This is a genomic window from Foetidibacter luteolus, from assembly GCF_009650435.1.
In the GTDB taxonomy this organism is placed as follows: domain Bacteria; phylum Bacteroidota; class Bacteroidia; order Chitinophagales; family Chitinophagaceae; genus Foetidibacter; species Foetidibacter luteolus.
Genome location: NZ_VVIP01000059.1, coordinates 93,408 through 106,625, shown reverse-complemented (window position 1 = coordinate 106,625; position 13,218 = coordinate 93,408). Strand labels below are relative to the sequence as shown.

Annotated in this window: 11 protein-coding genes and 1 riboswitch; of the genes, 5 read left to right on the top strand and 6 right to left on the bottom strand. The window is 44.2% G+C overall.

The features are described from left to right. Positions 1–605 precede the first annotated feature (605 nt). Complete coding sequence (gene ruvC, locus F0364_RS19140; RefSeq protein ID WP_153799411.1) at positions 606–1,163, top strand: crossover junction endodeoxyribonuclease RuvC; 558 nt, start codon at positions 606–608, stop codon at positions 1,161–1,163. Between the two features lie 324 nt (positions 1,164–1,487). Here the strand turns inward: ruvC and F0364_RS19135 are convergent, their stop codons facing one another. Both F0364_RS19135 and greA read right to left on the bottom strand, forming a co-directional pair. Next, positions 1,488–1,883: an HIT family protein gene (locus F0364_RS19135; RefSeq protein WP_153799410.1), complete on the bottom strand. Its 396-nt coding sequence runs from the start codon at positions 1,881–1,883 to the stop codon at positions 1,488–1,490. Positions 1,884–1,918: 35 nt separating this feature from the next. Next, positions 1,919–2,392, bottom strand: coding sequence for a transcription elongation factor GreA (greA, locus tag F0364_RS19130; RefSeq protein WP_153799409.1), 474 nt, complete (start codon positions 2,390–2,392; stop codon positions 1,919–1,921). 231 nt (positions 2,393–2,623) lie between these two features. On the opposite strand from greA, the gene F0364_RS19125 reads away from it, so the two are divergent. Then, entirely contained in the window at positions 2,624–3,826 is a 1,203-nt protein-coding gene (locus F0364_RS19125) for a hypothetical protein (RefSeq protein ID WP_153799408.1), read from the top strand. A 251-nt stretch (positions 3,827–4,077) separates the two neighbouring features. Beyond that, positions 4,078–5,721, top strand: coding sequence for an LVIVD repeat-containing protein (locus F0364_RS19120; protein ID WP_153799407.1), 1,644 nt, complete (start codon positions 4,078–4,080; stop codon positions 5,719–5,721). A 208-nt stretch (positions 5,722–5,929) separates the two neighbouring features. Here the strand turns inward: F0364_RS19120 and F0364_RS19115 are convergent, their stop codons facing one another. Together F0364_RS19115 and F0364_RS19110 are read right to left on the bottom strand one after the other, a co-directional pair. Then, positions 5,930–6,280, bottom strand: coding sequence for a hypothetical protein (locus tag F0364_RS19115; protein WP_153799406.1), 351 nt, complete (start codon positions 6,278–6,280; stop codon positions 5,930–5,932). Next, a complete protein-coding gene (locus F0364_RS19110) occupies positions 6,280–6,852 on the bottom strand; it encodes an RNA polymerase sigma factor (protein WP_235921155.1) in 573 nt (190 codons plus the stop codon). Before F0364_RS19110 ends, F0364_RS19115 begins: the two co-directional genes overlap by 1 nt. Before the next feature lie 79 nt (positions 6,853–6,931). On the opposite strand from F0364_RS19110, the gene F0364_RS19105 reads away from it, so the two are divergent. Beyond that, positions 6,932–7,690 (top strand): C40 family peptidase, encoded by a 759-nt coding sequence (locus tag F0364_RS19105; protein WP_153799405.1) that lies wholly within the window; start codon positions 6,932–6,934, stop codon positions 7,688–7,690. A 251-nt stretch (positions 7,691–7,941) separates the two neighbouring features. Here the strand turns inward: F0364_RS19105 and F0364_RS19100 are convergent, their stop codons facing one another. After that, a complete protein-coding gene (locus F0364_RS19100) occupies positions 7,942–10,326 on the bottom strand; it encodes a TonB-dependent receptor (RefSeq protein WP_153799404.1) in 2,385 nt (794 codons plus the stop codon). Between the two features lie 63 nt (positions 10,327–10,389). Continuing rightward, a riboswitch (TPP riboswitch) is annotated at positions 10,390–10,486 on the bottom strand. A 166-nt stretch (positions 10,487–10,652) separates the two neighbouring features. On the opposite strand from F0364_RS19100, the gene F0364_RS19095 reads away from it, so the two are divergent. Continuing rightward, positions 10,653–11,375: a head GIN domain-containing protein gene (locus F0364_RS19095; RefSeq protein ID WP_153799403.1), complete on the top strand. Its 723-nt coding sequence runs from the start codon at positions 10,653–10,655 to the stop codon at positions 11,373–11,375. A 325-nt stretch (positions 11,376–11,700) separates the two neighbouring features. On the opposite strand, the gene F0364_RS19090 is transcribed toward F0364_RS19095, so the two are convergent. Beyond that, positions 11,701–13,110 (bottom strand): arylsulfatase, encoded by a 1,410-nt coding sequence (locus tag F0364_RS19090; RefSeq protein WP_153799402.1) that lies wholly within the window; start codon positions 13,108–13,110, stop codon positions 11,701–11,703. Positions 13,111–13,218 lie beyond the last annotated feature (108 nt).

Below are 13,218 nucleotides of genomic sequence, written 5' to 3'. Positions count from 1 at the left end.
TATGGCATCTTTTCAGCCCGGGTAGATATTGCTATGCATACCCTGTAATAACAAATTCTATAATCTGCGGGTACCGGCTAAAAATTTAAAAATTGCAGCAAAGATTTCAGCGTGTAAGAAAGCAATAAAAACATACAAAATGAAGCGAACACGCCACCCAATATATAAGAAAGTGTTCTGAAAACGATTTTAGTGTAGAGGTTAAAAGAAAATGTTTTTCCAGGCAAAGGATCGTAAGGATGCCGTCTTTTTTTGTCTCTTAACATACTCAATGACAACCCGGTAAAACCACCACAAAAAACCAGTAAAACAGGTACCATTGCCAGGTAAGCTATGAAACACATACAAACCACAGATAAAATAAAACTGACTGTAAAACTTAATCCAATTGCCACCGGCTTATCTGCCGGTTTTACCGCACCAAACAGTGAAACTAAAAAGTATAAGTTAATGAAAAGCGTAGTTATCATAAAACAGAATAAGAGCAATAATACCGGTACGAATAGGGGCATAAAAGGTTGTTATACAGGTTTTGCAGCTAAAGTTAGCATAACATGAACACGCTTCAAAACCTTACCTGATAATAACCTATTTTCATGCCCTGAATGAAAAAAAACGAAATTATACTTGGCATTGACCCCGGCACTCTTTTTATGGGTTTTGCGGTGCTTAATGCCAATGGCAATAAGCTGGGCTTTGTAACAATGGATGTGCTAAAGCTGAGCGGGAAGAAAGATGTATATGAACGCCTTGAACTTATTTATCAAAAAGTTTGTGAGATAATTAAAGAACACCGGCCCACCTGCTTTGCCATTGAAGCGCCTTTTTTTGGCAAAAATGTACAAAGCATGCTTAAGCTGGGCAGGGCGCAAGGCGTGGCCATTGCAGCGGCTATGCAATACAAACTGCCTGTTACTGAATACTCTCCTAAAAAAGTAAAACAATCTATTACCGGCAATGGCAACGCGGATAAGCAGCAGGTATGGAGTATGCTGCAACGTATTTTACTGCTAAAAGAAGAGCCTGAACATTTTGACGCTACCGATGCCCTGGCGGTGGCGCTCTGCCATCATTACCAAAGCAGCTCGCCGCTGGCCTCTGTTGGCAAGGGTTTTAAAGGTTGGGAAGATTTTGTGCTAAAGAATCCGGAAAGGATGAAGTAAGTGAAAGTTGCAGGTTACCGGTTACAAGTTACAGGTCTGTAGACTGTTTCGATAATGTTGATCTGCCTGGCTGTAGTAGTCGCTGCAAGCGACATAATAGTGCTGCGAAACTGTAAGTTCCGCAGAGCAGGCAAGGGGCTGTTATATTCTTCAATCAGCATTCCTTGTTCCTTGCTCGATATTTCTCCGCTGCGTGTGCCCCACGCGCCAACTCTATCCGGGGCTGAAAAGCCGCCTAATGAACCGGACGATGAACGGATTGCGACGCAACTAAGTCGCCACAAGGCTATATAGCTGGTATCAAAAAAAAAAATTCCGGTAAAATTACTTTTCTAAAAAGCTCAATATTTTTTCCTGGGCTTCTTTTAGTTCTTCGGGCAAAGCCTTGGCTTTATGGGCCATCATGTCCGCTTCGCTCATGCCGTTCATGGGCAGCAGGTGTACATGGGCATGCGGCACTTCAAAACCAAGTGTGAGGATGTTGATACGGTCGCAGGGAAATGCTTGTTGAATAGCCTGCGCTATAGGTTTGGAAAAGGTAAGAATGCCGTTAAGATAATCATCAGGCAGTTCAAAAATGCGGTCTACTTCAATCTTGGGCACCACCAGCGTATGGCCGGGAGTGGCCGGAAATATATCCAGGAAAGCAAAAAATCTGTCGCTTTCCGCTATTTTATAGGATGGTATTTCTCCGTGGATGATTTTGGAAAAAAGTGTCATAAGCGTTGCGGCAGCTTCAGTACGAAGCTGCCGTTTTATATGGCGATGTTTTCAATTTTAAATTTAAGTATGCCGTTGGGGGCCTTTACTTCGGCAACTTCCCCCTTGGCTTTGCCTAAAAGGCCCTGTCCTATTGGAGAAGAAACAGATATTTTGCCGGATTTAAGGTCGGCTTCTTTCTCGCCCACTATCTGGTAGGTTACTGTTTTTTTGGTGGCTACGTTGGTAATGGTAACCTTGGTTAGTATAGAAACTTTACTGGTATCAATTTCGCTGATGTCAACAATCCTGGCGCTGGCAATCTGCGATTCCAGCAATGCCATTTTAGCTTCCAGTATGCCCTGGGCTTCTTTTGCGGCATCGTATTCAGCGTTTTCACGCAGGTCACCTTTTTCTCTTGCTTCGGCAATAGCCCTTGAAGCGGCAGGGCGATCTACCGATTTCATATGATGCAGCTCGTCTTTCATTTTTTCGAAAGTCTCTTTAGACACATACATTACTTCGCTCATAGTCTTTCTGTTTATAGTAGAGATAAAAAAAATACAACGCTGCATGTGAATGCGGCGTTGCACAAATACAAATTTAAAAACTTCTTTTGGCTAAAACAAGCAAAAATTGCAGAAAAACAGCTAAAGTGGTGCGACATTTTACAGGTCCGCTGTCGCAAAAAAGGTGCTTCTTGATTACACGTTTATCAGCAATGGCATATTTTTGGATTTAACGTACCTGAACAATATAATATGAAAAAAACGCTCTTCATTGCCGCAACACTAATATCGTCCGCAAGCTTTACCCAGGATACCGCTCAGCAAGTAAGCTCGGGACTTGATGATAAACAGTTAAGAGACAAAGTGTTGAATGAAATTCAGTCAGGTTTTGACAAACGCACCAAATCAATTGACTCCACGGTATTCCGCCTGGACGAACGTGTAAACTACCTGGATAAATCCATCAAAGAATCTAAAGATGCCAGGGAAAAGGCTGACAAGCTGCTGGAGCGGGTACAATCGTTGGAGGATAAACAAAAGGCGATTGACCAGAATGAGCTGAACATTTTCCAGGCCAACTATCAAAGCGCTATTGTTAACCTGGTTTCTATGGACAGGGAAATTAAACCCCTGCTGCTTTTTAACTCAACTAAAGAGTTTTTCGGTTCGCTTAGCGAAGCCGGCAACCCCATGAATTATCCCGGTTTTACAGAATGGTACAAAGGGTTTAATACCTACCTGCAAAGCAACGATAAAAAAAGCCCCTTATTAAGCGTAACATCCAGTCTTTTGAATTTTACCGGCAACGCCACTAAGCTGGTGCCATTAACCGGCCCGGTAACTTCCGCTTTGTTTTCCAGCATGACCAGCTATATTGACAACATGGGCAAAAAGGAAAAAGACCTGAAAGCACAAAGCGAGAAAATGCTTACGCTAACCATGAAAATAAGCCAGTTTACCTATGATAAAGACCAGATTGAACATGAATGGGAATCTATTACCAAAGAACTGATGGACCTGCAGAAGAAATATGAAAAATCGCTTACCAACAACCTGGCCATACTTAAAATTGCCGCTGGTGATTTTGGCGCTGGCTTTTCAAAAGAAAACGATGCAGAAAAGAGGTACCAGTACTTAACACAAATGCGGGAAAAAGCGGCAGCCTTTGTGAGCACCGAAAAGAACAACAACCCCAAGGATTGGAAGCAGCAGGTTTATTTCCAGATGAATGAAGTACAATCGCTTAAGCTAAGGTTTGGGCAAATAACTTTCCGTATTAGCGAGAACATTGTAAAATATGCTGACCTGTTTGCCAAATACCGTAATGATGAGCAATTGGGCAGCCGCATAAAAGACCTGGAATTAAAGCTGAAGGATTTACAGGAGACTTTTGATAAAACATTTGATCCTCTGGATTACATTAGCTCCGCCAGCAAAATGTATAAGGTTAGTTAGTGAGGTTTCTGCGCAAATGAGAGGTGAAAACTGGGGCTTTCACCTCTCCTAACTTACCATATTTCATTATTACTGCTGTATAAGATAACATTGTTGTTGCTGTTTCAAATTATAAATGTTTAAAATACATTATAAACCCCTTAAAACACCCCTTTTTCCTTAAATCACAATGAATTATGCATAAGCGCTATTGGAGTTAATGGCTGCAGCGCTCTATATTTGACCTGTCAACAAAAAATAATTCCAATATCATGAAAAGCACCCATGTTGCACTGGCAGCTATTGCCCTTTCTTCCCTTTTATTCAGTTGTACCAAATCAGGCTCAGGCACCCCTGAAGAACAAGTTCCCGCAATTGTTATCAGCAATGATGCCGATGGTTTAACCAAACGCATCAGCACTAATACGGCCGGTGTAGTTGCCATTAACGGCGCCAGCAAAACAGGCCGCTTTTCAAACGGTAAAGAGTATGGTGTACTTGACACCAGCAATCCCTACCCCATTGAGTTGATTGCAGAAGTAGCCCCTCCAGTTTATGAAGGCAGTACTTTAAAAGCAACCCATGTAGATATTAACGGTAATTACGCTTATGTATCTTACAATACAGAAGGCGAAAAATACCTGGGCGCCGTAGATGTTTTTGATATTACGACCGCAGCCAAACCTAAACTGCTTGCCGAGGCCATCTTTACATCCGCAGATATTAATGCACTGGTGTACAACAATGGCAGGCTTTACATTACCGGCGCTGCCGATAAAGAGAAAAATTCAACCCTAACCTCTAATGCCATTGTTGGTTATGTAAACCTTAGCGGCAATGTGCCTACCGGCGATTACAAGATATTCAGTGTTCCGGGGTTTTCCGGTACCGATATCAGCTTTGCCAACAGCAAACTGTATGTAAGTTCCGGTGCTAACGGCGGCCTGAGCGTTATTGACCAGGCCACCCTTACAACCAGCAAGTACCTTGAGCAGCGGGATTTGCGTGCTGTGGCCGTTTCTTCAGGCGGCAAGCTTTCTGTATTAAGCGGCGAAAAAGGTGTTAGTGTATTTAATGCTACCAGCTATACACTCTCCACAAGCGTCAATACAGGTACTGATGCCGCTGCATCAAAGCGTACTATTGACTACTACAATGAAAACCTGTTGGTAGCAGGTGGTAAAAACGGCATGGTATGGTACAACGGCAGCACAGGCGCTAAAATTGATGACATTCTTTTACCTAAAACTCCGCCTGCAGGCATTGACCCCAATGATATTGTTACCAACGCGGTATCTAATAACGACGGCATTTTCCTGGCTGCCAACGGCGCCGCCGGTGTTTATCTTAGCATCCCTAAATCTGCCACTACATTATCGCTGGTAGGTTCTATGGATTTAAAGGGTTCTTCCAACTATGTAAAAAGCAAGGGCGATTACATTTATGTAGCCACCGGTACCGGCGGCTTAAAAATCCTGAAATTTACAAGGCCCGCCACTACGGTTTCCTGCACCTCGTTCCCTGTTTATAAAGGAGATGCCAATCTTAATGTTAACTCAAACGACGATTTTAAATACAGCGGCTCTGCTTCTCTGCAAAATCTTAATGTAGGTGGCAAACTGTATTTCTGTGGCGCCTTATCTGTACTTTATAACTGCAACATCAACAGCAACGGTGTGCTGGAAGTGCATGGCGCCATGGCTTTTGGAACATCAGGCAATTCAAACCTTAATCTTAACAGCACACTTAATGTAGAGGGCAGCCTGGTAATTTACGGCAACCTTACTATGAATAGCGGCGCCAAATTAAACTTCCTTGGCAGCGGTTCTACCTTAACCATTTACGGCAAGTTTACCAAAAACTCGGGTGCTGCCATTACAGGTAATTATACAGATACATTCGGTAAAACAAAATAGCAAATAACCCTCAGTCCTTAATTATGCCTGCTGCTTAAATGCGGCAGGCTTTTTTATTTTTTCAGGATTTGATGAAAACAGAATAGAAGGGGTTACAATAAGGGTACAGGGTGCATCATTTCAATTAAGCTTCGTTGCGTCGCAATCACTTCATCGTTCGGTTCATTGGGCGGCTTTTCAGCCCCGGGTAGCTGTAAATTCAACGGTATTATTTTAGCATGCGTACCACAACATAACCAAGAAAACAGAGCAGCAGTATTATTATAAGCGCAACCAGCGGCCATTGCATGTTCTTTATCTTTCTTTTTTCCTTAAGCTGCCTGCGGTTGTTCAACTGCTCCTGCAGGTTGCCGTTTAACTGCGCCACATATTCTTCCAGCTTTTTATCTTTTGAAAAAGCCTGCAAACCCTCAACAGCATCGTTTACAAAGGCAGAATCGGCCATTTGAAGCTCCAGCTCATGCAATTCCTCTGCTGATAAATTTCCTTTCAGGTAATTCATTAACTGTTCGTTGCTCAAACCTTCATTATCATTCACTATGGTAGGGGCTTTTGCCATCAGGCTTTTTTAAGTTTCTTTTCTACAAGTATTTTAAGGTTACGTTTTCCGTTCTGTATATGGCTTTTAACCTGCATTAAGGTAAACCCTGTAGTTTCTGTAATTTCCTGGTAGCTTTTTTTATGCAGGTAAAACAAAGTTACACATGTTTTCTGTTCATCATTCAAATCATCCAGCGAGTCTTCCATCAAACCGAGCATATTATCTTTTTGCTCATGGGCTTTTTTGTCCGTCTCTTCGGCGTACAGGGGCATGCTGTCATTTATCTCTTTCGGAATTTTTCCATGCCTGTCCCGTAATTTCATCAGGCAATAATTTCTTGCAATCATGTACAACCAGCTTTTTACATAGTCCACTTTATACTTATGCAATTCGGTAATAGCTTTTAAAAAAACTTGCTGAACACCATCTTTGGCTTCTTCTTCATTCTTCAGGTATTTCATGCACACGCCCAGCAGCAGCAACGTATAACGCTGCAGCAGTATGCCGAGCAACTGGTTGTCTTTAGTACTGTAAAAACGCTCAAGCAATTCGTTATCGCTGATATGGCTGTATATGTGACTATTATTCACCGGCTGAATGTAAATAATTTACACAATGTTGACTCAACACTTGCTAAATTCCATATCTTAACATCATAATTTTTTGTAAATGAGTTTTGGCGTTTGTATTGTGTCCATTTGTCCTATTAGAAAAGAACCCTCCCATAAAAGCGAAATGGTAAGCCAGTTGCTTTTCGGGGAGTTTGTTGAGGTGCTGGAAAAAGAAAAAACTTTTTCACGCATCCGCGGCCTTTACGATGATTATGAAGGCTGGATACAAAGCAACCAGGCTGACGAAGTTACCCAAGAAACAACCCAACTTCAACCCCTCGGGTACACGTATAAACATAAAAGCAAAGCCATTTTAAAAGAAGAGAAATTATACCTGTCTGTAGCAACACCTGTTTTTAAAGAATTGCCTGCCAAAAACTTTACCCTTGTATATGATGACCCGTTGATATGGACAGCAGATAACGAACTGCGGGATGATTACATAATAAAAAGCATTGCACTGTTATACATTAACACGCCTTACCTGTGGGGTGGTAAAAGCAGCAGCGGTATTGACTGCAGCGGCTTTACACAACAGGTACTGAAGCTGTTAAACATAAAAATAAAACGGGATGCCTGGCAACAGGCGGAACAGGGGCAGCCTGTGGGCTTTTTGCAGGAAACCATTTGTGGCGACCTTGCTTTTTTTGACAACGACGAAGGCCGCATTACCCATGTAGGCCTTATGCTTACACCGGAAACCATTATCCACTCATCCGGCAGGGTAAGGATAGATAAGATTGATAACATGGGTATCATTAATTCTGACACCGGTGAACGGACACATAAGCTGAGGACCATTAGAAGGTTTTTATAATAAAAGCGGAACCATAACAGTCCCGCTTTTATTTTGGCTGGCAGCCTGCAGTTTCAATAGATTAATCAACTTAAGGGATGCCCCTGAATTGCGTGAGGGATTGAAGCGCAACCAAGCCAAAGCAACGTTTAGTTGCTTTGGCGATGGTTGCGAACGCAGTTCCCCCGGTGAAGCCTTGTGTGCAGGCCCTGTGCCGGAGTATGAGCGGAAAGCCCGGCCCCTTGCGATAGCTTGGGGACACGCCCGCCCAATCATAACTTTATATTCAGTGCAACCATGTAGTTGGTGCCCGCCATAGGAAAATAATAATTTTCCGTAGCCAGCTTAGATTCATATAGATAGCTGAAGGTGTACCCGTTGGGCTCATACTTTCTGCTAAAAACGTTGTTTACCTGCGCTGCAATGCTCCACTCCCTAAAAATAATTCTTCTGAATGTATAAGCAGCCCTTATATCCTGCACGTAGTAATCGCTCAGGCTGCGGGATTTGTCCTGCGTATTATCCATGTACTGCCGCCCAACGTACTTGCTGATGAAACTTATCTCCGAATTTTTTACAGGTATAATGTTAACCGCCCCGTTGGCAATAACGGAAGGTGAAAAAGAAATATCAGTATTACGGTGTGCTTTGGCCAACTGGCCGCCGTTATCGTAATCATCTACAAATTCATCAAAGGCTTTAATCTTGTTGCGGCTAAAAGTGGCGCCTGCGCTTGCATTAAGCCAGTCTGTAACCTTAACGCCGGCCTGCAGTTCTATACCCAGCCGGTAACTATTGGGCACATTAATACGGGTGTAAGCGCCCACATCGTTAATCTTTCCCGTTTGCACAAGCTGGTTATTATACAGCATGTAGTAAAGCGTGGCGCCCCAGCTATACCTGTTGTATTTTTTCTCTACGGCCAGCTCAAAATCGTGCAGGGTTTCTTTATCCGGCTGCTGTGTGGCGCCTGCTTCAAAGTCGTTCCTGTTAGGCTCTTTATTAGCCATGGCATAGCTTAGGTAAGCGTTCCATCCATTGCGTGAGTAACTAATGCCGGCCTTGGGGTTTACAAAACCAAAAGTTCTTTTGATGTTCAGTTGCGGGTTGTCAGCAAAGCCCAACATTTCATGCATTACGCGGCGGTATTGCATATCGGCAAAAATGCTTAACCCGCTGCTAAAGCTGTGCAACCATTTGGCATATATGTTCATATCTTTTTTGGTTGCCGGAAACCTGTAATATTCATACTCTGATGGTACGCCTGCCTGGGCCCAGATAACCTGCCCGTAATGCTTGCCGTCGTATTGCGTCCAGCCGCCGCCAAACGTTAGCTCATCGTTGTTCTTTTTGTATTGCAGCGATACTACCTGGCCGTAATAATAGTTGTCCAGCCAGCGGCGGCGTACAAGGTCTGTATGGGTAATGGTATCTTTATCCGTCACAAAATTTGGCAGGTTGTAGTCGGCAAAAGATTCCCCTGCTTTATATTCTTCGTAATACCCCTTTCCCCTTGTTAAAAAAGAAGCCAGGTTTAAAGAAAGATGGTCGCTGATGGCCTGGTTTAGAAAGAGCTGGTAATGCGTTTGTACGTAATTATCCGTTTGGTCGCTGTAAGGCGTTCCCGGTTTTTCCATACCCAGGGAGTTATACCTGCGGTTGGTAGCCAGCATACTTTCCGGTACGCCGTTCCAAGCCTGGTAAGTTTTTTCTTTACCGGAAAAAATGTTGAAGCGCACAGATGTCTTTTTTGCCGTATAGGCGCCGGAAAAATAAAAAGACTGCAGGTTGCTGCTGGCACGCTCTATATAACCATCGCTGGAAAGCCTGCTAAGGCGGACGTCAACTGTAAAATGATCGTCAATCAGGCCGCTGCCCGCCTTTACCGTATTCTTCCACGTACTGAAAGAGCCATAGCTGTTGTTTATTTCGCCATAGGGTTTTTCATTAAACTCGTTGGTACTTAGGTTTATAGTAGCCCCAAAAGCGCCGGCGCCATTGGTAGATGTACCCACGCCCCGCTGTATTTGAATGGAGTTAACAGACGAGGTAAAGTCCGGCATGTCTACAAAAAAACTGCCGTGGCTCTCCGCATCATTGTACGGTATGCCGTTAAGCGTTACGTTTATACGGGTACCATCCGTTCCCCTTATGCGTATGCCGGTATAGCCAACGCCGTTGCCTGCATCTGAGTTAACAACTACAGACGGGGTTTGGTTAAGCACAAAGGGTAAATCCTGCCCAAAATTGTTTTTTTCAATATCGGTTTTGGATAAGTTAACCTTGGTAAAAGGCGCTTTGTCAGATGCCCTTACAGCCTTTATTTCCAATGGTTCCAAAAAGTAATTATTGTCTTCCAGCAAGGCATCGGCAGTAAAGTTGCTGCCACTGATGGTAAAATGCTGTTCCAGCCTTTTTTTGCCCACAAATTCAAATACCAGCGTGCCGGAAAGCTTATCCGGCAGGTTGGTAAAGCTAAAAATGCCGCCATCACCGGTAACGGTGGCAAGCTGCCGGCCGGTTACAGGCTTTAATGTTACCGATACATCTTTCAGCGGCTGGTTCTGTTTGCCACTTACAGTTCCTTTAATAGAGTACTGGGCGCTGGTAATCAATACAATGCATAATAATGTGCATGTTCCCAAAAATTTCTTCATGTTCTGATTTTTTCCTGTTAATAATTTTGGGAACAGGGATAATGCTAATGGAGAGGACAATACACAAGGAAGTTCGCCTTTCCCTTCGCAGGAATTACCCTGTTCAGGTTCTACGGGTGTAATCTCAGCCTCCGTGTTGGAAGCACCCCGAGGATTGTTTAACCGTTTGTAGCTCAGTATTCAATGTTGGCAGGCCTGCCAACAACATTAAACACTGAACAAACAAACATTGAACAATAAGCGGCAAAATAACAACAGAAATTTTAAATTGACTGTAACCTTTTTAGATTTGTTACGTTTTAAGCAGCATAAAATTACCCGCAGTTATGAAAAAAATAATAGCACTGTTTGCCTGCATAGCAATAGCAACAACAGTTACGCAAGCCCAAAACCTTGTTTACGATGCCAATGCCGAAGTAAGAAAAGTACCCGCATTTACGGGTGTTGACATAGGCGGCGGCATTAACCTGTACCTTAGCCAGGGCACCGAACAGGCGGTTGCCGTAAGCGCCGGCGAAGAAAAATACACCGCCAAAATAAAAACCGAAGTAAAGAACGGTGTTCTTAAAATTTATGTTGACAATGGCTTTTGGAACGGCTGGAACTGGGGCAACAAAAAACTGAGGGCCTACGTTACCGTTACAGAATTAAAATCATTAGATGGCGGCGGCGGCTCTATTATTAAAGCGGCAGACCCTATTAAAACCAGCGAGCTTTCTGTTGACATGAGTGGCGGCAGCATTATAGAAGGTAAGTTTACCGGCACTACCCTTAATATAGAGCTTAGCGGTGGCAGCATTGCCAAAGTAGAAGGCAGCTACGATGTAGCTAACATTGAAGCCAGTGGCGGCAGTATTTTTAAAGACTACGATATTACTGTAAATACCTGCCGCGTTGATGCCAGCGGCGGCAGCATTGTAAACATCACCATCAACAAAGACCTTAAGGCCGATGCCAGCGGCGGCAGCATCATACATTACAAAGGCAACGGCGTTATCACCAGCGTAGATGCCAGTGGCGGCAGCAGCATCAAAAAGAAAGACAGTTAACAACCAAACGCGGCACATTTTCAGTTGCATCATTTTTTGTTTGCCCCAAAATTCTGCAAGCTTTAAGCAGGCAGCATTTTGGGGCTTTCTGCTTCCTGTTCTTTGTTGGGGCTACAGTTCCGGCTTTCCGCTGCAAGTCCTCACCACCTCCGCTAAAGCTACGGTGGTTGCGGGCTTTCCGCTTCAATCCGGCAGCCATTCATCTATGGATTGCTATGAAGCTTTGCCCGCATGGCAGATAGTGCCGCATCATTAAATTCAAAGGGCTGGGGTATGCCATTGGCGAGGGATTGAAGCACAACCAGGCTAAAGCAATTGCATGTTTTTATTTTTCAGTTTTTAACAGCGGCCACTCTTTATCATATACATGCGCCTGTTGAATAATGCTGTTAAGCCTGCTCACTATTTCCGGGTGTTGTGCAGCTACATTATGTTGCTCGGCGGGGTCTGCATCCAGGTTGTACAGCTCTATAACCGGGTTATCCATCTTGCTTACATTAAGCTTTACCGCTTTCCATTTGCCCCATAATACCGCCTGCCTGCCACCACCTTCATGAAACTCCCAGTACAGGTATTCATGTTTTAGTTGCGGAACAGCGCCGGTTAATTGCGGCAGCATTGAAATGCCATCTATACCCTGTGGCGCAGGTTGGCCTGCCAGTTCGCAAAAAGCAGGTAATAAATCCCAGGCTGCCAGCGGTTCTTTGTTAACCGTGTTGGGCTTTATCTTACCATTCCATACAGCCAGCATGGGTACACGAATGCCGCCTTCATACAAATCCCGTTTAATGCCGCGCAGGCCGCCGCTGCTGGCAAAAAAATCAGGGTCTGCACCGCCTTCTTTATGGGGACCATTATCGCTGGTAAAAAGTATAAGTGTATTATCTGCAAGGCCTGCATTTTTTACGGCTTGCATAATCTCACCTACATAAGCGTCCAGCCTGGTAACCATTGCGGCAAAAGCAGCGTGAGGATATTCATCTTCTTTATAGTGTGCTGCTTTATTAATTGGTACAGCCTGCTCGTTAAACTTTTTTACGTAGCTGTTATACACACTGTCGTGCGGAACTGAAAGGGCAGCATGCGGCAACGTATAAGGCAGGAACAAAAAGAAGGGTTGGCTGCCCTGCTGCCGCAAAAAAGATAATGTCTTCCTGTGAATAAGGTCGCTGGCGTAAACTGAATCTGCATGCATGTTACCAGGCAGTTCTACACGGTTATCGTTATCCCATACATGATCCGGAAGATAGTTATGCGCCTGTGCCTGGCAGTTGTAACCGAAGAACATATCAAACCCCTTTTTAACTGGCGTTGCCGGCGAGCCGGGAAAGCCAAGCCCCCATTTGCCAAAGGCCGCTGTAACATAGCCAGCTTGCTTAAGCAGTTCTGCAATGGTGGGTGTATTCGCGGCCAGTGGAAACTGGCCCTCAGGCTGCATTTCCCGGTTACCCCTTACAGATGTGTGGCCGGTATGCAGCCCCGTTAAAAGGCTGGCGCGGGATGGGGCACATACGCTGGTGCCTGCATAAAACCTTGTAAACCGCATGCCCTGGCGGGCCATGCCGTCAAGGTGGGGCGTATGTATTTTTTGCTGGCCATAGCAGCCAAGATCGCCATAGCCAAGGTCATCTGCAACAATAAGTATAATGTTGGGTTTGCCTGCTTGCGCAAAAGTTGCTATCGTACTGCAAGCAATAAAAGCGGTAAACAACAGCGTTTTCAGGTATTGCATCATAAATTCAATTTTCGGATGTTTTACATCGTAAGTTTCAACATAGGGTGACAGCAGGGTTGTTATGTTCTTTTTTGCTTTGTATAAACCCTGCCCGCGAAACCAGCGGCG

Bases quoted from the DNA above. Each gene is read 5' to 3' on its own strand.
- ruvC (WP_153799411.1), top strand. From the start codon at position 606: ATGAAAAAAAACGAAATTATACTTGGCATTGACCCCGGCACTCTTTTT.
- F0364_RS19135 (WP_153799410.1), bottom strand. From the start codon at position 1,883: ATGACACTTTTTTCCAAAATCATCCACGGAGAAATACCATCCTATAAA.
- greA (WP_153799409.1), bottom strand. From the start codon at position 2,392: ATGAGCGAAGTAATGTATGTGTCTAAAGAGACTTTCGAAAAAATGAAA.
- F0364_RS19125 (WP_153799408.1), top strand. From the start codon at position 2,624: ATGAAAAAAACGCTCTTCATTGCCGCAACACTAATATCGTCCGCAAGC.
- F0364_RS19120 (WP_153799407.1), top strand. From the start codon at position 4,078: ATGAAAAGCACCCATGTTGCACTGGCAGCTATTGCCCTTTCTTCCCTT.
- F0364_RS19115 (WP_153799406.1), bottom strand. From the start codon at position 6,280: ATGGCAAAAGCCCCTACCATAGTGAATGATAATGAAGGTTTGAGCAAC.
- F0364_RS19105 (WP_153799405.1), top strand. From the start codon at position 6,932: ATGAGTTTTGGCGTTTGTATTGTGTCCATTTGTCCTATTAGAAAAGAA.
- F0364_RS19100 (WP_153799404.1), bottom strand. From the start codon at position 10,326: ATGAAGAAATTTTTGGGAACATGCACATTATTATGCATTGTATTGATT.
- F0364_RS19095 (WP_153799403.1), top strand. From the start codon at position 10,653: ATGAAAAAAATAATAGCACTGTTTGCCTGCATAGCAATAGCAACAACA.
- F0364_RS19090 (WP_153799402.1), bottom strand. From the start codon at position 13,110: ATGATGCAATACCTGAAAACGCTGTTGTTTACCGCTTTTATTGCTTGC.